Genomic DNA, 18,726 nt, shown 5'->3' with positions numbered 1-18,726 from the left:
TTATCCTATTGTAATTGATTATCTATTGTGAAACAAGGGGTTTGGACGGCGCTTTGCTTTTGCCCATATATATTCAGTTAGCTGTACACTCATATCATAAAACATAAACGGAGTCATAATATAAATTCCGTTAAAATGTTCCATAGCAACATCCAGCAATTCTTTGGCGATGATTACGCCTGTGGCTCTGCCTTCTTCGCCTTCCAGCCCTGCCATCCGTCCGCGTACTTCATCGGATAATTGAATACCAGGTACTTCATTATGAAGATATTCTGCATTACGTCCACTAGCGAGAGGCATAATACCTATAAAAATAGGAATATCTAAATGCTTGGTTGCTTCCCGAATATCAGCGATCAACTGCACATTATAGACAGGCTGAGTCATAATATAATCAGCACCAGCCGCAATTTTCTTTTCCAGACGAACAACTGCTTTATCCAGATGTTTGACATTCGGGTTAAAAGCGGCGCCTACTACAAATTTGGCACGTTGTTTGAGCGGTTTGCCTGAGAATGCGATACCTTCATTCAATTGCTTAATCATTTTGATCATATCAAATGAAGTCATATCGTAGACAGAACTTGCTCCAGGCAAATCACCAAATTTAGACGGATCGCCGGTCACAGCCAGTACATGATCAATACCGAGAGCATCGAATCCCATCATATGAGATTGACTACCAATCATATTACGATCACGACAAGCGATATGAATCAACGGACGAATCCCTGCTTCACGTTGCACAATATGTCCGAGCGCCATATTACTCATACGAGTCACCGCAAGCGAATTATCTGCTAGAGTTAGCGCATCTACTCCAGCTTCTTTAAGTGCGGCTGCCCCTTTGAGAAAGCGTGTAATATCAAGATCACGAGGTGGATCAAGTTCTACAATCACTGTTGGACGTTCACGCACCAGGTCTACCAGTGTCGGCGGTACATCTTCTCCGTTACGATCGCTTTCATCCATAATGGCGTTCTCAATCGTTACACTAATTTGAGGAGTCGGTGTCTGGACATTGGAAAAGTCTAACTTCTCCGGTACATATCCTTCTAGCGCTCTGGCAATAGCGGCGATATGTTCAGGTGTTGTTCCACAGCATCCGCCGATCACTCGTGCTCCTAATTCGGCAAATCGAATACTACGCTGACCGAAATAAGCCGGACTTGCTCCATAGCGATACTCACCATCTACATAATCCGCTACTCCTGCATCAGGGTAGACTGATAATGGCAAAGATACTTTACCTTGAACTGCCTCTAGTGCATGAAGTGTTCCGTTAGGGCCTACACGACAATTCAGTCCTACCATATCTGCACCCGCATCAGTCAGTAAAGCAAACGCATCTGGCAAAGCAAACCCATCCAGCGTCCGAATCGCATCTTCTACCGTTAATTGACACATCACCGGAATATCAGTCAGTTTGCGTACTTGCCGTAAAGCAATCGCCAGCTCTTCTACTTCAAAAAACGTTTCCAACAAAATTCCGTCTACGCCTTCTTCTAACAAAGACGATACTTGTTGTCTAAAATGCTGACGTAATTCAGACCGCGGAATATTGGTTCGTTTACCATTGCGAATCGCACCTACTGAACCGACAACATAAGCTTGATCACCAGCTGCTGCCCGGGCGATCCGTACACCTGCGCGATTAATTTCATCTACTTTATGTTCAAGCCCATATTTAGATAATCGGTCATAATTAGCAGAAAATGTATTCGTTTCGATCATTTGAGCACCAGCAGCTACATATTGACGATGTACATCTTCTATAATATGTGGACGAATCAAATTCAATTCTTCATAAGAAATACCTACAGGAAATCCTAATTGGTACAAATAGGTTCCCATTGCTCCATCGCCTATAATTACATGATCTGTCCATTTGGAACGCAAATCTGGCTTCATTGTATAGTCCACCCCACTGTATGTCATTTACGTTCTAATGTATCATATAAAAACGATCTATAAGACGTCTGAACGGTGGTATAGTTAAATTATATAACCAGACGCGTAACAAGCATATTATTCGGTTGTTTCTCCAGTGTATACAGTAGCCGCAGGGCCGGTCATATATACTTTGTTACTGGACTCATCCCATTCAATATATAAGTCTCCACCTTTAAGCGAGACATACCCAGTACGATCAGAATATCCATTCAGTACAGAAGAAACCAATGTCGCACAAGCTCCTGTTCCACAAGCAAGTGTCGGTCCTGCTCCTCGTTCCCATACACGCATGTCCATTCGATCACGACTTTGCACCGTTGTAAATTCTACATTGACTTTACGCGGGAATAATGGATGATTTTCAAGTAGTGGTCCCCATTTATTCAGATCGATATTCACAGCATCTTCTACATAAATAACGCAGTGAGGATTACCCATAGATACCGCTGTAAAATGGAAAATCTGACCTTCCACTTCTATCTCTTGATTGATTACTGGATTGCCTTCGATCGCTACAGGAATTAACGTACTATCCAAAATAGGCTCTCCCATATCGACACGAACTGTATGGGCTATTCCGTCTTCAGCTTGCACAGTAACCGATTGAACTCCTGCACCCATCGTTTCTATAGTGATTTCAGTATGAGGCGTTAACCCACGATCATACACATATTTGGCAACACAACGAATTGCATTCCCACATTGTTCTGCTTCTGATCCATCTGAATTAATAATTCTCATCATAAAATCTGCATTCGCAGACGGCAAAATATAAACCAATCCATCTGCACCGATACCAAAGTAACGATTGCAATGCTTAATCGCTAATTCTGCTACATTTGCTGGTAAGGATGGCTCTCCATAGACGATGATAAAATCATTGCCCAGACCATTCATTTTTGTAAATTCCATATTGATTCTCTCCTCCGAAAAACACGTTCTATTGGGTAAGCATACATGATGGCACTATAAATTGCTATGGCTTTGTGGCATGATAGAAGATGATTATGATAGTAAGAATAGGAGAATACTCGATATGGCATTAGATGGCATTGTTACCCGTGCGATTGTTCATGAGCTTCAATCTCTGCAAGGCGCACGTATTAATAAAATTCACCAACCGACAGGTAATGATATTGTTTTTCAGATTCGTGCACAGCGCGGGAATCGCAAATTAATTCTAAGCGTTAATCCTACCTATCCACGTGTTCAATTTACCGAGCAATCCTTTATGAATCCACAAGAAGCACCTATGTTCTGTATGTTGCTTCGCAAGCATTGTGAAGGTGCTATTATTGAATCGATTGAACAGGTAGGTATGGAACGTGTAATTCATTTCAATGTACGTCAGCGAGATGAATTAGGCGATGTTTCTTTCAAACGATTGATTATTGAAATTATGGGTCGTCATAGTAATATGATTGTGATCGATCCTGCAACCAATACGATACTGGACGGCATTCATCATATTACGCCAGCAATCAGTAGCTATCGCGTGATTATGCCTGGATTTAGCTATGTAGAACCACCAGATCAGCACAAATTAAATCCTTTAGAAACCAGTGAACAACAATTTATGGAGAAGCATCGTGAAAATATCGATCCTCCTGCTCGTTTTCTATTGAATACATTTAGCGGTCTAAGCCCATTGATTGCCGAAGAAATTGTCTATCGTGCTCAACAAGCTGATATTAGCGCTAATGGAGAAAATGAAAATCTTTATCCAGATGTACCGTATATCTGGCAAGCATTTTCCAGCTTAATGGAGCAAGTATCCAAAGGGGAATTTGCTCCGGTGAGCGGTCTCAATGCACAAGGCAAAATTGTGTTTTCAGCAGTTCCTTTAACATTGATTCAAGAAGAAGAAAAGCACTATGATTCGATCAGTCAATGTATCGAAGCTTATTATGGTGACAAAGCTGAACGCGATACGGTTAAGCAAAAAACAAGCGACCTGTTGCGTTTTCTCCAAAATGAACGTAGCAAAAATATTAAAAAATTGGATAACTTGCAAAAAGATATTAAAGAAGCTGAAGGCGCTGAAAAGTTCCGTATTCAAGGAGAACTATTATTTGCTTCTCTCCATGAACTAAAACGTGGTGATAAGCAGATCGAATTGATTAACTTCTATGATGAAGAACAGCGTCCAATAACGATTACTCTTGATCCACAATTAACACCGTCTGATAATGCACAGCGCTATTTCAAACGTTATAACAAATATAAAAATAGTCTCGCTGTAATTGATCAACAATTAATCAAAACACATGCTGAAATTCAATATTTAGATTCGTTACTCCAACAGCTAGGTAGTGCTTCACTACAAGATATTGATGAGATTCGTGAAGAATTAGCTGAACAGGGGTATGTACGTAATCGTAATAAACGTGCCAAAAAGAAACGCAAAGACAATCGCCCTACTCTTCATGTCTACACTTCCAGTGAAGGTATCGAAATGTATGTAGGGAAAAATAATTTGCAAAATGATTACATTACGAATAAATTAGCTCATTCGAATGATACATGGTTACACACCAAAGATATTCCGGGTTCTCATGTAGTTATCCGTAGTCAACAATTTGGCGAAGCTACATTAGCAGAAGCCGCTCAGCTTGCCGCTTATTTTAGTCAGGCTAAAGAGTCTAGTAGTGTGCCTGTAGATTACACTCTTATTCGTCATGTACGTAAGCCAAGTGGAGCCAAGCCGGGATTTGTGATTTACGAACAACAGACTACGCTGTTTATCACTCCTGAAGAAGAGGTAGTTAAAAGCTTGGAAAGCACGATCAGATCGTAATGCTCGTCTGACTATAGGATAGGTATGCTTCAATAAAGTATGCTTTAAATAAGCTCCTATGTTGAAATCAAACAAAGAACGGCTGGACCACACCTATTACAGGTGATTATCCAGCCGTTTTTCTTATAACTATATCAAATGTTTTTGCTATCATTCCACTGTGATTACTGTATGATGATTATTCTGCTGTAATCCCTGTCTCGATGGCTGTCTGTAATTGGCGCAATTGAGTTAAGGTAGACATCGGTACATTTTTGCCACCTAATGGGCCATGAAATACTTTTCCTTGACGCTCTCCATGATAATCAGAGCCACCGGTAACTATTAGATCCCGGCGTTGGGCTATTTCCAGATATCGTTGCTCATCTTCAGGAGAATGATCGGAATGATACACTTCTAAGCCTGCTATAGAACTGTTATCCAGAATACGCTCTACTAATGCATCATCACCATAAATACCCGGATGAGCCATCACCGGAACTCCATTGGCTTCACGAATCCATACCGCTGCATCAGAAGCTGTAATACGTGGTGGAGAGACATATGCAGCCGCTCCTTCGGCTAGATACTTGTTAAAAGCATCTTTTAGATCAACAGCATATCCTTTCGCTACCAACACATCAGCCATATGCGGACGACCGATACTTTCATCAGGCATTAATTCTCTGCCTAATTGCTGGATGACTTCATCCATCGTAATCTCTACGCCCAGATCACGTAACTTTTGCAAAATTTGTACGTTACGATTGTCTCGAACTTCACGTAGTCCTTGCAGACGTTCTAGTAATTGAGGATCTTCTGTATTAAGGTAATAACCGAGAATATGAATATCTTTATTATCTTCTCTAGTGCTAATTTCTACACCAGCAATCACTTCAATATCATACTGCTTGCCTGCTTCTATCGCTTCGGCTACACCAGCCACCGTATCATGATCGGTTACAGCGATCGCGCCCAGACCTGCTTCTACTGCTAACTTTATATTTTGCGTTGGTGTATTCATACCATCTGATGCCTGACTATGAGTATGCAAATCTGCATAACGTTCTTCTTGAGAATTATCCATTATCTAATCACTCCTATGTTATTGCTTCTACCTATCTATTACACTTCTATATTTACACCCACTCATACTCTTGTACAAATTGTAAAAAAGTGACTGCCGGAATAGTCAATAATGTAGATTTAAGATGAATCGAATAAAATTGCCGTTGAAACGAAACATTTTCAATAGTTAATACTTTCAGTAATCCTAAAGTGACTTCATGCTTAACCGATGATGGTGATAAAATCGTAATACCTAATCCAGCTTCTACAGCAGATTTTACTGCTCCTGTACTGCCTAATTCCATCACTGTCTGAATTTGAGAAAGATCGACTTGATGTCTAATTAGTTCTTCTTCCATCACTTGGCGAGTTCCAGAGCCTTTTTCACGTAACACAAATGGATACTTCAACACATCTGTTAATTGCACAATCTCTTGATCAGCCAGAGGATGGTTGCCGGGTACAATGAGTTTGAGTTCATCTTGCATCACAGGCTTAATCGTCATATCGGGATGTTCAACAGGCGCTTCGATCAATCCAAAATCTAGCTGATTACGACTAATTTCATCTAAGATTTGAGTGGTATTCATCACTTTGAGCATGACTTTCATATGTGGATATTGCTGACCCAGTGGACCGAGCAGACGAGGTAATACGTACTCACCAATCGTATTACTTGCACCTAACACTAATCGCCCTGCTAGACTATCGGTAAATCTGGACATGACTGCATCGGTTTCCCGCATCAGATGAATCCCTTGCGAAGCGAACGGCATTAACGCATGACCTGCTTCAGACAACTCAATGCGCTTGGTCGTCCGATTGAACAATTTGGTGCCAAAATGATCTTCTAAAGACTGCACTTGCATCGTGACTGCCGGTTGCGTCATATGAAGAGCTTGCGCCGCCGCTGAGAAACTGCCACGCTCGGCAACTGTATAAAAAATGTGTAATTGATGAAAATTAAATGCCACTACCGTTCCCCCTCCTTGCTATGTATATATTGTACCATTTTCAAATCAGCATACAAAAAAGAAGCTCGCTTTAACAGCCGCTTCTTTTCAAAAGTATTATGATTAGATATGTGAGTCGTTTTATGAATATTGCATGTTTACGCAAACTCCTAATACAACGCTATGTCTTCTTTTCTATTAGGCACATCTGCTGTCGATATACAAAGCTTATTTGCGTTTACGACTGTTTTTGATCAAAGTCATCCGACGAGAGTGTCTTAACCATGAATAGTAAGATTTAAGATCGCGAAGCTCAATCGTTTCCGACATTTTACCCAAAAATGTAACGATAATCATTTTGTGCAGTGGGTTACCTGTAAGATCGTATTCACCTGGTAGATCAGCAAATTCAGCAACAACAACAAGGTCTTCATCAATTAGATATACATCTTCTTCTTTGCGATAATACGATACAATACGATTTTGTTTAAGCGTTTCCCACATAAATGAAGCAATTTCTTCAGGTTTAGTCTGAGCCTTAGCGATACGGTCGTTATAACGACTAATAGCATGATTCGTAATTACGATATCTGCAACTTTTTTCTCGCCAAGTTCTACGTGAAAAGGTTCATATGTGCTCCAACGTTCCATTACTTTATCTCTCATTAACTATTCACTCCCCATTCTGTATGGGTCTTTCCGTCTAAGTATTTATACCTATTAAGATATATACATCGTTCGCCCTACACAAGACGAAAAAGCTACCATTTTTTAACTCATTTCACTAAATTTCTTTAATTTTTAAAGTAAATTGATTTAAATTCAATATTTGTCTTTGCAACCTTACAGTTCTGTAGTCCCACTAAATATTATATCGACAGGGAGTAACGTTTCTTTAACCCATAAATGATAAATCTTCAAAATTATCATAAATAATACTTAGTACATACCTTTAAACGCTGTTAAATGAAACCGTTTCCTACAATAAAATATAAAAAAGCGACCATTAAAGGTCGCTGATAAATGGTAGTCAGAACTGCTCATTTCAAAATACTTGATTAAATACCGTAAAATTGAGTCTGATCAGGTACCGCTTTAGTATATTCCGTTTTGATCTCATTTCGATAAGATCGTTCAACTTTGCGCACGTAAGAAAGACGACGGATATTTTTGAGTGTTTCTTCTGCTTTTTCAGTGTACAAATACATAACTACATAATGCATGCGACGTGAAATATAATGAACACAGCCATATTTTTCAAGATTACGTGCTGCTTTAACATCATTAACCCAGATAATGTAGCCCATACGTGAAGGCAATGCTAATTCTTGTTCTTCTGGTTGCTGTGTTACATTTTCTTGTTGTTCGTTCTCAACTGCATCCACATGATCCTCCACTACCACATCCGCCTCCTTTCGGTAAAGGGTTATTACTTGGAACTTTAATACTTTCAGAGACCGAATGTGCTATCAACTCTGACATTTCGTATAACATTTGATCCAATTTTTCCTCAGCATCTTTAAAGCGCCATACCGCTTCTATCTGTTCCATTTCTCGTTGAACAGCTTCTACCTGTTCTTTGGCTTCATGGAAGTTTGGATGAAAATGTCCAAACCGTTGTGTTTCTTCAAATAATTCTTTTTTGCTGTTGAGCTTGTGCATCAAGCTTATAACTTCCGGGTGAGCCAGCATACGCTCTTCCCAATATAGGTAATTCGCGACTTCGATAGAATTGTTGATCATATCGCCTAATTCATAGGCGCTTGTCAAGACTTCGGCCATATCGACCGTCCTAATCTCGGTTACGCTCATGAAATTCATCTCGTTTCTGTATATAAAGTGGACAACCCTCTAACTTAGTTGTCTTTATTATCATAGCATAAGCCGAGAACAGATTAGAAGTGCTTTTCCAAAAATGGTATCTTTAATACATAAAGTTCACTATATTTAGCGATAAAACAACGATTTTTCGGCTAAATACCTTACAACAAAGGTGAACATTCTTTGCGATAATCCATCGGAGATAGACCTATTTCTTTTTTAAATAGTTGGGAAAAATACGATTGCGATTTAAATCCTACAATTTCGGAGATATCCAAAATCGAATAATTCGTAGATTCTAGCAAAAATTTAGCTGTATTGATTCTAACCGTAGACAAATATTTAAGCGGCGATATATCGTATGTTTTTTTAAAAGCATGAGATAGATAATATTTATTAATATGTGCTTCACTGGCTAATACATCTAGCGTAATATCTTTTTTGAAATGAATATCGATAAAATTGCGTACAAGAGCGATCTCACGATTTACTTTTTGGGAAGGTTCTACATGCAATGATACAGACTTTTTACGTAAAATAAGATAAAGCAAAATACGGATCAGATGTCTGCCTATTTCTTCATAAGCATACTGTCTGGCATTGTATTCTTCAAAGAGTTGATGCACATAAAATAAAATACTGTTGTTCACATCATCTATTTTAAGATAAGAAAAAGGATTTTCTTCATTTACTAGTGAAATGCCATGAATTCCAATAACAATATATTCAAGCAACTGATGCGTATCTGAAATTTCCGTATGTTCGACATTGGGATTAATAACGATTACATCATTTTTTTTGATAGCAAATCTCTTATCCTCTACTAAAAATTCGCCTCTTCCACTCGTCACATAAAAAAATTCAACAAAATGGTGTGAATGCTTCATCGTGACCCAATTTTCTCCATCCGTATCCGATTTGTTAATATAAATTAACTCCGCATTGACATACGAATGAACATCGATCGTAGACAAATGTCCTCCACTATTCATCATTATCACCTCTTCATTCTAAAATCATCCACCTTTATAAACAATTCTTTACATCCTATGAACCCAATGTTCACACTATTTAGTCATATTATTTATTTTAAAGCAATAAATCTAAAATACATAGCAATAAAGATAAATTCTAATCTAAACTGCAAACGTATAATAAACTTATTCATACATTCATTTTGTAACACTAAAGGAGGGATAAATGATGAGCAAAAAAGCAGTAAACACCAAATCGTTTTTGTTATTAATCACAGGTTTATTTATCGTAGGGGGTACACTTCTAACCGTTATGCTGTATATGTTTAACTCCAATGATGAAGTTGCCACAATCGATGAACATGCTATCAGTCAACAAGAATTAACCTTTTATATGCAACAATTACGTCCTAAAATACAAAATGAATTTCAAACCAAATACCAACGTCCACTTAGCAAAGAAGATTGGTACAAAAAAGTTGACGGAACAACACCTATGGATCAGTTACAGCAACAAGCATTAGCTCAAATTGTAAAAGACAAAACATTATTAATTGTTGGCAAACAGCAGCATTTAATCGAACATATCGATTATGCAGATATTATTCAAGCAATGAATACCGAAAACAAAAGTCGTACCGAGGCGATATCACGTGGAGAAATTGTATATGGATTAACTTCTTTTACACCACAATCGTATTATTCTCACTTGCTAACCTCTCTCCGAACAGAACTGAAAAAGAAATTAAGCCAATCTCCAAATGACCCTCTTTATATTGATAACAAAGACGCTTATGCCTACTTTAATGCTCATCAAGCAGATTGGACGGTTAATGCGACTACGTACGAAATAACTAAGCTTCATATCCCTTCTACTCAGCAACAGAAAGCAACTACTTTGCAACAAATCACACAAGACCTACAACAAAATATGAGTCTTACTATGATTCAAAACAAATACAAACTACCTCAAAAAATAGCAGAGACTATTACACCTGATAGCAATACTTCGCAAAATTCGTATCAAAATGAACTGATTATGAAGCTCAGAAATACTGATGATGCTTCAAAACCAATCCTTATCGAGACAAAGCAAGGTTTTGATTTGTATCAATTAGAACACACCGCTATCAATAAAGAAGAAGCTTTCAAACAGTATCAAGCGCAGATTACACAAACATTGCTAGAAGATCGACTGAATACGTATTTAAAACACGTTCAACAATCCCTTCCGGTTACAGTAGATCAACCAAAAATCAGTACCGTATTAGCCACTTCTTCATTCATGATGTTGTAGCATTCTGTGTTGACTTATTCTGTAGTTTGGAAAAGTAAATTCAATTGGAGGTCTATAATGCCTAACATTAAAAAAGCTTGTATTGGCTTGGTATTGTTTACGTTATTATTTACTCTATTCCCTACTTACTCTGCGAATGCTAATACTTCTGTAGACTCACCTAAAAATGCACTTAGCGGCAATGCTCCTAATCCATACGGCGGAACCGATTATTATCTTGATGCAACCAACGGAAAAGATACCAATGACGGTAAATCTGTCGATACTGCATGGCAAACGTTACAAAAAGCAAACAATACTACATTTCAGCCAGGAGATCGCATTTTGCTTAAATCTGGTGAGAGCTGGCAGAATCAGCAACTCTGGCCCAAAGGATCGGGAACAGCCGGTAAACCGATTGTGATCGATCGTTATGGTGATGAAGCACTGGGCAAACCTTATATTGCTACCAACGGCAAAGTGGATAATCCTCTTCAATATATAAATGGAGATTTTGTCAAAGATAAAAATAAAGTCGGCTTGACCGGTGCTGTCGTTCTACGCAATCAGCAATACTGGGAAATTCATAATCTTGAATTATCCAACGATGATGATTTCAATACCGATATTAATGTCTCTGCCAAAACCAAGTCAGTCGTTCGAGATGGTATATCTATTTCCATTAATGCTGATTTACTAGAAGAAAACGATAAAATTATGGATTACTTCCGAATCAGTGATAATTATATTCACAATATTGATGGGCCTACAGACTGGCAAAAAATTCATTATGGTGGCATCGTTTTTCAAGTATTTGGAGAAAAAAGTTATAAATCTTACGATGAAGGTGCTTATTATTTCCAAGATGTGCGTATCGAAAATAACCGTTTCTACCAAACAGAACTACATGCGATTGAATTTGCTTTTAACTGGTTTTATGATCGCGATGCTAGTTCTGGTGAATATGATGAAACAGGTAAATTTCATGAAGGTTGGGAACAGCTATGGGTGAAAAACAGAGATTTGTATAGTCGTGATGTGTATATCGGTCATAACTATGCTGAAGATATTGGTCAAGGCGCGATTCAGCTAGCAAATACCAAAGATATGACTGTCGAATACAATGAAGTGAATGGCTATTTGCAACGCTATAATGCCGTTTCTTGTGGGTTGTACTTATGGGCAGGGGCAGATACAGTTATGCAATATAACGAAGTCTATGGCGGGCCGTATGGAGAATATGATGGTACCCCGTGGGATTTGGAATTTACCAATTTTAATGTGACCTATCAATATAATTATTCTCATGATAATGCAGCAGGTTGGATGGCTTATATGGGGAATAGCTCTAATTCGATTGCACGCTACAATTTAAGTGTAAATGATAACGGAGTTATTGTTAAAAATATGCTATCTACCAACTACTCACCTACGTATTTCCTGAATAATGTATTTGTCTATGATGCTTCCAAAATGGATTGGTTCCATGATGAAGTATTTAAAGATACCGTTTATTTCTTAAATAATGTATTTTACAACACATCAACAACTACGCCTACTAAATGGTACCGCAAAGAAGGAGCATTGAATAAAGCTGTCTTCTCGAACAATGCGTACTATGAAGCTGGTGGCGTACAGTCTGCACAACAACCAGCCGATGCGCATACTGTACTAGCAGATCCGCAATTTGTAGCTGATCCTGCGGATTACAAACGTGGTAATGGCGTTGCTAACATTGTTGATTCAGCCGCTAATTTCAAAGTCAAACCAACTTCACCATTAATTGATACTGGTCGCTATAATGTACATGCAGGACAAGCCGATTTCTTTAACAATCATCTATACTATGGCGACAATATCGATATCGGAATTCAAGAAAGTCCAATAGGAACCAAAGTTGAATCACCTGTGGATACCAATCCTATCGAAAATGAGCAACCTGCACCACGTGAAAATCTAGCGCTTCATCAGCAGATTTCAGCTAATTATACTCATCCAAATAAAGGCTTAGAAGCTACTAATCTGGTAGATGGCAAAACAACGACACGCTGGGCAAGCCCGGACGAAGTCACCTATCCAATCGAGATTACCATCAATTTTGGTAAACCTATTGCTTTTGATGAAGTCTATTTAGACGAATATGTCGATAGCGGAACCGATCCACGTATTCTTGAATATGAATTGCAACAATATGATGAAACTACAGATACATGGACTACTTTTGAAAAGCAGACTAACGGTTTGGGAACCAATGTCTCGTTAAAAGATTTTGGTCATATTACAAGTAGTCAGCTTCGCTTGCTAATTGATAGCGTCAAATCTGGTGCAACTGGAACGCCTACACTCACTGAAATTCAGGTATACAATAACAACAGTACTGAAAATCCGCAACAACCGACAACCTCGATCACTTCAGCAACATATGATCTGAATCCGTCCAAACAAAATGATCCTGCGAATCAAGTAACATGGGATGTCTATCTGAATGGAGATACGTTATCCACGATTCGTTATATCGGAACAGAAGGAAATGTATTAAGTAGTCTAACCGAAGGCAAAGATTATACAGTTAATGGAGATACGTATACGCTAACACAAAGTTTTCTAACATCGCGAGCAGTTGGCAAGTCAGGCTTACAGCTTGAATTCGCTTCAGGAGCACAACTCAAAATCGATCTGAATATTATGAATTCTACAGATACTTGAGTGATCGTGATAACATGATAGATAAATAGGAACAGCTGGTAGCAAAAAAGATTCAGAATGGGGTGTATTGTTCACCCGTTCTGAATCTTTTTGGTTGCCTAATTTTTTATAAAGTATAGTTTATTGAATACTTTTCACATCATTACAAATAATCCCACAACTCAGTGTTACAAAATAGATTACGTTTCTACCGCAGATTGTTGCAAATAATTTTCAGCGAGTGCTGTTAATATTTTGGCGGCATTTAACATTCCTGCTTCATCCATATCGAATTTTGGATGATGATGCGGATACGTAATCCCTTTATCTTCATTGCCAACTCCAACAAAAATAAAACATCCTGGCACTTCTTGTACATAATAAGCAAAATCTTCTGCTGGCATCATCGGTGGAGTCACTTCAACATGATCTGCTCCAAAGACTTCAGTAGCCACTTCGAAAAAGCGTTCTGTTTCGCTCGCATGATTCACCAGTGGTGGATAACCCATCATATAATCAATCTCTACTTCTGCCCCATTCATCGCACATACATGACGGGTTACTTCGTCAAACCGTTTACGGATAACTGCCCTAGTTTCTTCATCAAATGTACGTACTGTTCCCGTTATTCGGCAAGTTTCAGCAATTACATTTTTAGCTGTTCCACTATTGATAGTTCCGATCGTCAACACAGCAGGTTGCAAAGGATTTACATTACGACTCACAATTGATTGTAATTGCACCACCAATTGCGCTCCGGTAAGTACACTATCGACAGTCACATGAGGAATCCCCCCATGACCACCTTTTCCTGTAATATCAATCACAAAGTCATCAACAGAAGCCATAATTGGACCTGCGGCACTAGCTAATATTCCGACAGGCAAAGGCGACCATAAATGCACACCATAGATAACATCTACACCTTCAAGAGCACCTGCGGCAATCATTTTCAGAGCGCCACCCGGACATACTTCTTCACCCGGTTGGAAAATAAGACGAATTTCACCTTTTAACGTTGCTCGGTGTTCACTAAAATAACGAGCGACTGCTAATAAACCTGCGGTATGACCATCATGTCCACAAGCATGCATAACACCATCTACCTGTGAAGCATATTCACATTCTTTTTCATCTTGAATAGGTAAAGCGTCAATATCAGCACGTAACGCAACTGTTTTGCCAGGTAAATCTCCTTTGATAACACCAATGACTCCTGTATCGCCGACACCGGACGTTGTCTCAATTCCAAAAGACATTAATAGATCAGCAATAAACTTCATTGTATGATGTTCTTGATAAGATAATTCAGGATGACGATGAAGATGCCTGCGCCATTCTACCATATCTGGAAATAAAGCTTCCCAATTGTAATTCCCCATCTGCTCTTCATCCTTTCAATGCTATTCTCATTATTTCATTATACACATAATTATACGTTTCAATACTGCTCAGGTGGTTAAATAATAGTTTATATGACTAGATTCTGTTTCATTATAGTATATTCATGGTAATATCTATGTTCAAACTGATGGGTAAAGCTTGCACCTACCTACAAAACGTACTATCATGAAAAGTGAACTTAACCATAATTTGATATGAAACAAAAAATAGATACATTTTTTTATTACAAAAGGAGGATTTGTGCATGAAAATTAGCAGTTGGTTAACTGCCTTGAATACTTCTGATCTGTACATATCCGTTCTATCCTTGGAGACTCGTTATGAATAAAATCAGACATACTTCGCCACGAACACTAAACAACCAGACAACAGCTAATCGCTATCGGAACGCGAATCCTTCTTCCAGTTCTAATGTGCGTAATATACAGCAACCTGCACAGAAAATCACTAAAAAAGGTGCTCCTGATTTTCAATTGTTAATCATGACCGTCATTTTAGTCTGTTTTGGTATTATTATGGTCTTTAGTGCAAGTTCAAGCATTGCATGGACGAACAAAAACTATAACTTTGACTCCTTGTATTTTACGAAAAAGCATATTTTATATGCGGTTATCGGTCTTGTAGGTATGTTTTTCGCTATGAAAGCTCACTATAGTAAATATAAAAAATGGTTTGCGCCCTTTTTTCTAATTACTTTAGCCTTACTGGTTATCGTTCTAATGGTAGGTAAAGAGCTCAATGGTGCTCGAAGCTGGTTGAATATTTTTGGATTTTCACTTCAGCCTTCTGAATTTGCTAAATTAGCTGTTATTTTGTATCTAGCAGCTTTGATCTCCAAAAAAGGAGACAAATTAAGAGATTTACGTAGTGGCTATATTCCAGTCATGGTCGTAGTCGGCTTAATCGCTGGCTTGATCTTTTTACAAAATGACTTGGGTTCTTGTATGATTTTGGTCGCAACAGCGGGTCTAATTATTTTTGCAGGTGGTGCTAGTGTAAAACACATTATGGCTTCTGTGCTTTTACTCGTTCTTGGAGCGTCACTTGTATTAGGTATAGGTGCTCTTTTTAATCATGATGATAACACTGGTACAGAAAGTAGCTACAAAGCAGGTCGGATTGAAGCTTTCCTTGATCCGATGGCTGATGAAAAAGGAAGTTCTTACAACCTTGTTCAATCGTTAACTGCTATTGGAGTTGGTGGATTTACAGGTTCAGGTTTTGGACAAAGTATTCAGAAGCTTCATTACCTTCCTAACCCTTACAATGACTTTATTTTTGCAGTAATCGGTGAGGAATTCGGATTTATAGGAACAAGCTTATTTCTACTACTGTACGGGTATTTTATCTGGCGAGGTTTGTTTATCGCATTACGTTGCCCTGATATCTTTGGCACACTGGTCGGTGTTGGTATTATGAGCTTGATTGCGATTCAAGCATTTATTAATATCGGCGGTGTTACGAATACGATTCCAATTACAGGGGTTACACTACCATTTATTAGTTATGGTGGTACATCATTGATTATGATGATGACCAGTATGGGAATCATGTTAAGTATTTCTCGTGAAACTAATCGTGTAGCTAGTGAGAAATCACAAACAACCAATTCACGTATCGGTAATCGTCAATCGATCTCGATGCGAATGAAATAATAAAACGATAGTATAAAAAAGACGACAGAGATTACTTCTGTCGTCTTTTTGTATGTTTATGATCAAAATGTCTACAAAATATCGTCTTTAAAAGCAACGCCTTCTACTTTTACGTTGACTTCAACCACTTTAAGCCCGGTTAGATTTTCTACAGCTTCACGTACATTTTGTTGAAGCATGCGGCATACTTCATGAATTGGAGTTTCATACAGCACGATAATACGTAGATCAATTGCAGCTTCCAATTGTCCGACTTCTACCGTAACTCCTTTTTGTACATTTTTACCACTTAGACGTTTGGCAAATCCATCGGATAATCCTCCAGACATAGCAGCAATACCTGGCGTTTCTAAAGCGGCCATGCCCGCTACTTTTGCTACGACGTCATCGGCAATTTTGATAATACCCATTTCCAATTGTAATGATTCGGTCATGTCCCATCCTCCTCTAAAGCTTAAGCCATTATCTTTATAAAAGAACTTCTATATCAAGCTGACTTTTCTCCTCTATTGTATCAGCATTCTGCCAAAATCTAAACTTTATCTCACGCAATTGGTTTAAATACACTACTGTTTTGGTTATAATGTTAAAGAATTTACATAAAATATATAGAAAAAGGGGTGCAGAATGAAGAAACATTTATCTACGATTTTATTGGCTATCTTTTTTGTGTTTAGTGCTATTGCTCATTATGCACATTTGAATCCTATTCTACAATTTGTAGTCTCGGCTATAGCTGTTGTATTAGTCGCTGGATTTCTAGGACGGGCTACAGAAAGTGTAGCTCATTATGCAGGACAACGTTTAGGTGGATTTCTTAACGCTACCTTTGGTAATGCCGCAGAATTAATTATCGCTATCATGTTGCTACGCGAAGGATTATACGATATGGTCAAAGCCAGCTTAACCGGCTCGATTATAGGTAATCTATTACTGGTACTTGGTCTTAGTATTTTTGCAGGTGGTGTAAAGCATAAGATTCAGAACTTTAATGTAGCGCTTGCTAATATGAACGGTTCATTGATGATTGTAGCTGTCATCGCACTATTTGTGCCTGCTTTATTTTTGAATACTCATTCGATCACTCCTACCGAAGTCGATACACTTAGTCTGATTGTAGCCGGACTATTGATCGCTGCGTATGTTGCCTGGTTGATCTTCTCGATGATTACGCACAAAAAGTATCTTGAAGATGTGAAAGATCCCAAAGCACCTGAAGATCATGAAGAACCCAAATGGTCTAAAAATAAATCTATTTTGTTTTTGGTGATTGCTACTGTCATGACTGCTTTTGTCAGTGAATGGCTTGTAGGTACGCTTGAGACATTTACAACAGACTTTGGATTCAGTGAATTATTTGTCGGTGCATTTGTAGTAGCGATTATTGGTAATGCTGCTGAACATAGTGCTGCGATTATGCTAGCGATGAAAAACAAAATTGGTGCATCGGTTGAGATTGCTGTCGGTAGTAGTCTACAGATTGCTCTCTTTGTAGCGCCAGTACTGATTTTTGTGAGCTTTTTCTTAGGCAATACGATGGATATTGTATTTACGACACTGGAACTTGTCGCGATTATGGTATCTGTATTTATCGCCAAATCTATTATTCAAGATGGTTCGACCAACTGGTATGAAGGTCTATTGTTATTAGTCACTTATATTATTCTCGGTGTATCTTTCTATCTTGTCTAAATTAAAACAAACCAAAAACGCCTGTGCCCTCTTCTGAAGGTACAGGCGTTTCTATGTAACGAAAGTCTGCTACTCAGCAGACTGTTGTTTATTATTCATGGCTTCATACAACACAGACAAATTACGCTCCAGGTTGCTGATCAGCTGTTTGCCTACAGGCTCAGAAACAAATCCAGCACGTATAGCAAAATCTACTTCTTTGGAAAAGCCGTATACTTGAGTATCCAGAACTTCCTCGTACAGAGGACAGTAACGAGTATCCAAATTCTCCATCTGTATTTCAATTAATTTTTCAATTTTATTTGCATCTTCTTGTAGAAGATTCAATGCTTTTATATTCAACTGCTCTTGTAAATCAGATGAAGTCATGCTCTTCCCCCCCATGTTCGAGAATCGTCAGTCACTACTACTATTAATATTAGACGAAATTGGAGGCTAATACAAGAACCCCTAACGAAATTAAAGGAAT

16 protein-coding genes are annotated in these 18,726 nt (G+C 38.3%); 5 read left to right on the top strand and 11 right to left on the bottom strand.

Annotated elements, in window-relative coordinates; genetic code table 11:
* Positions 1-18: 18 nt before the first annotated feature.
* Together QCD85_RS15760 and dapF are read right to left on the bottom strand one after the other, a co-directional pair.
* Complete coding sequence (locus QCD85_RS15760; protein WP_274172319.1) at positions 19-1,911, bottom strand: bifunctional homocysteine S-methyltransferase/methylenetetrahydrofolate reductase; 1,893 nt, start codon at positions 1,909-1,911, stop codon at positions 19-21.
* Positions 1,912-2,028: 117 nt separating this feature from the next.
* The gene (gene dapF, locus QCD85_RS15755; protein WP_301263185.1) at positions 2,029-2,865 is read right to left on the bottom strand and encodes a diaminopimelate epimerase; all 837 of its coding nucleotides are present in this window, start codon (positions 2,863-2,865) and stop codon (positions 2,029-2,031) included.
* Positions 2,866-2,989: 124 nt separating this feature from the next.
* Between dapF and QCD85_RS15750 the strand changes: the two genes are divergently transcribed.
* Entirely contained in the window at positions 2,990-4,750 is a 1,761-nt protein-coding gene (locus QCD85_RS15750) for an Rqc2 family fibronectin-binding protein (RefSeq protein WP_301263184.1), read from the top strand.
* Positions 4,751-4,928: 178 nt separating this feature from the next.
* On the opposite strand, the gene QCD85_RS15745 is transcribed toward QCD85_RS15750, so the two are convergent.
* The 6 genes from QCD85_RS15745 to QCD85_RS15720 form a co-directional block, all read right to left on the bottom strand.
* Positions 4,929-5,816: a PHP domain-containing protein gene (locus QCD85_RS15745; RefSeq protein ID WP_301263183.1), complete on the bottom strand. Its 888-nt coding sequence runs from the start codon at positions 5,814-5,816 to the stop codon at positions 4,929-4,931.
* Between the two features lie 52 nt (positions 5,817-5,868).
* Entirely contained in the window at positions 5,869-6,771 is a 903-nt protein-coding gene (locus QCD85_RS15740) for a selenium metabolism-associated LysR family transcriptional regulator (RefSeq protein WP_273613017.1), read from the bottom strand.
* 207 nt (positions 6,772-6,978) lie between these two features.
* Positions 6,979-7,416 (bottom strand): hypothetical protein, encoded by a 438-nt coding sequence (locus QCD85_RS15735; protein ID WP_273613018.1) that lies wholly within the window; start codon positions 7,414-7,416, stop codon positions 6,979-6,981.
* A 392-nt stretch (positions 7,417-7,808) separates the two neighbouring features.
* Positions 7,809-8,057: a YlbG family protein gene (locus QCD85_RS15730; RefSeq protein ID WP_069329121.1), complete on the bottom strand. Its 249-nt coding sequence runs from the start codon at positions 8,055-8,057 to the stop codon at positions 7,809-7,811.
* Between the two features lie 64 nt (positions 8,058-8,121).
* Complete coding sequence (locus QCD85_RS15725; RefSeq protein WP_273613019.1) at positions 8,122-8,562, bottom strand: YlbF family regulator; 441 nt, start codon at positions 8,560-8,562, stop codon at positions 8,122-8,124.
* 170 nt (positions 8,563-8,732) lie between these two features.
* Positions 8,733-9,563, bottom strand: coding sequence for a helix-turn-helix transcriptional regulator (locus QCD85_RS15720; RefSeq protein ID WP_274172315.1), 831 nt, complete (start codon positions 9,561-9,563; stop codon positions 8,733-8,735).
* Between the two features lie 211 nt (positions 9,564-9,774).
* On the opposite strand from QCD85_RS15720, the gene QCD85_RS15715 reads away from it, so the two are divergent.
* Positions 9,775-10,842: a SurA N-terminal domain-containing protein gene (locus QCD85_RS15715; protein WP_301263182.1), complete on the top strand. Its 1,068-nt coding sequence runs from the start codon at positions 9,775-9,777 to the stop codon at positions 10,840-10,842.
* Between the two features lie 57 nt (positions 10,843-10,899).
* The gene (locus QCD85_RS15710) at positions 10,900-13,527 is read left to right on the top strand and encodes a X2-like carbohydrate binding domain-containing protein (RefSeq protein ID WP_301263181.1); all 2,628 of its coding nucleotides are present in this window, start codon (positions 10,900-10,902) and stop codon (positions 13,525-13,527) included.
* A 179-nt stretch (positions 13,528-13,706) separates the two neighbouring features.
* On the opposite strand, the gene QCD85_RS15705 is transcribed toward QCD85_RS15710, so the two are convergent.
* A complete protein-coding gene (locus tag QCD85_RS15705; RefSeq protein ID WP_273613023.1) occupies positions 13,707-14,888 on the bottom strand; it encodes a M20 metallopeptidase family protein in 1,182 nt (393 codons plus the stop codon).
* A gap of 342 nt (positions 14,889-15,230) precedes the next feature.
* Between QCD85_RS15705 and ftsW the strand changes: the two genes are divergently transcribed.
* Positions 15,231-16,565, top strand: coding sequence for a putative lipid II flippase FtsW (gene ftsW / locus QCD85_RS15700; RefSeq protein ID WP_273613024.1), 1,335 nt, complete (start codon positions 15,231-15,233; stop codon positions 16,563-16,565).
* A gap of 71 nt (positions 16,566-16,636) precedes the next feature.
* Here ftsW and QCD85_RS15695 read toward each other — a convergent pair whose 3' ends face one another.
* Positions 16,637-16,999, bottom strand: a complete 363-nt coding sequence (locus QCD85_RS15695; RefSeq protein ID WP_204823353.1) for an Asp23/Gls24 family envelope stress response protein — start codon at positions 16,997-16,999, stop codon at positions 16,637-16,639.
* A gap of 193 nt (positions 17,000-17,192) precedes the next feature.
* Between QCD85_RS15695 and cax the strand changes: the two genes are divergently transcribed.
* Positions 17,193-18,257 (top strand): calcium/proton exchanger, encoded by a 1,065-nt coding sequence (gene cax, locus QCD85_RS15690; protein ID WP_273613025.1) that lies wholly within the window; start codon positions 17,193-17,195, stop codon positions 18,255-18,257.
* A gap of 69 nt (positions 18,258-18,326) precedes the next feature.
* Here the strand turns inward: cax and QCD85_RS15685 are convergent, their stop codons facing one another.
* The gene (locus QCD85_RS15685; protein WP_069329024.1) at positions 18,327-18,626 is read right to left on the bottom strand and encodes a YlaN family protein; all 300 of its coding nucleotides are present in this window, start codon (positions 18,624-18,626) and stop codon (positions 18,327-18,329) included.
* Between the last annotated feature and the right edge of the window lie 100 nt (positions 18,627-18,726).

The organism is Paenibacillus sp. PsM32 (assembly GCF_030433815.1).
Lineage (GTDB): Bacteria > Bacillota > Bacilli > Paenibacillales > Paenibacillaceae > Saccharibacillus > Saccharibacillus kyungheensis.
This window is presented reverse-complemented; position numbering and strand designations above follow the sequence as displayed.

What these genes read in the sequence shown, in the direction of transcription:
- QCD85_RS15760 (WP_274172319.1), bottom strand. Translation starts at nt 1,911, where the DNA reads ATGAAGCCAGATTTGCGTTCCAAATGGACAGATCATGTAATTATAGGC.
- dapF (WP_301263185.1), bottom strand. Translation starts at nt 2,865, where the DNA reads ATGGAATTTACAAAAATGAATGGTCTGGGCAATGATTTTATCATCGTC.
- QCD85_RS15750 (WP_301263184.1), top strand. Translation starts at nt 2,990, where the DNA reads ATGGCATTAGATGGCATTGTTACCCGTGCGATTGTTCATGAGCTTCAA.
- QCD85_RS15745 (WP_301263183.1), bottom strand. Translation starts at nt 5,816, where the DNA reads ATGGATAATTCTCAAGAAGAACGTTATGCAGATTTGCATACTCATAGT.
- QCD85_RS15735 (WP_273613018.1), bottom strand. Translation starts at nt 7,416, where the DNA reads ATGAGAGATAAAGTAATGGAACGTTGGAGCACATATGAACCTTTTCAC.
- QCD85_RS15730 (WP_069329121.1), bottom strand. Translation starts at nt 8,057, where the DNA reads ATGGGCTACATTATCTGGGTTAATGATGTTAAAGCAGCACGTAATCTT.
- QCD85_RS15725 (WP_273613019.1), bottom strand. Translation starts at nt 8,562, where the DNA reads ATGAGCGTAACCGAGATTAGGACGGTCGATATGGCCGAAGTCTTGACA.
- QCD85_RS15720 (WP_274172315.1), bottom strand. Translation starts at nt 9,563, where the DNA reads ATGAATAGTGGAGGACATTTGTCTACGATCGATGTTCATTCGTATGTC.
- QCD85_RS15715 (WP_301263182.1), top strand. Translation starts at nt 9,775, where the DNA reads ATGAGCAAAAAAGCAGTAAACACCAAATCGTTTTTGTTATTAATCACA.
- QCD85_RS15710 (WP_301263181.1), top strand. Translation starts at nt 10,900, where the DNA reads ATGCCTAACATTAAAAAAGCTTGTATTGGCTTGGTATTGTTTACGTTA.
- QCD85_RS15705 (WP_273613023.1), bottom strand. Translation starts at nt 14,888, where the DNA reads ATGGGGAATTACAATTGGGAAGCTTTATTTCCAGATATGGTAGAATGG.
- ftsW (WP_273613024.1), top strand. Translation starts at nt 15,231, where the DNA reads ATGAATAAAATCAGACATACTTCGCCACGAACACTAAACAACCAGACA.
- QCD85_RS15695 (WP_204823353.1), bottom strand. Translation starts at nt 16,999, where the DNA reads ATGACCGAATCATTACAATTGGAAATGGGTATTATCAAAATTGCCGAT.
- cax (WP_273613025.1), top strand. Translation starts at nt 17,193, where the DNA reads ATGAAGAAACATTTATCTACGATTTTATTGGCTATCTTTTTTGTGTTT.
- QCD85_RS15685 (WP_069329024.1), bottom strand. Translation starts at nt 18,626, where the DNA reads ATGACTTCATCTGATTTACAAGAGCAGTTGAATATAAAAGCATTGAAT.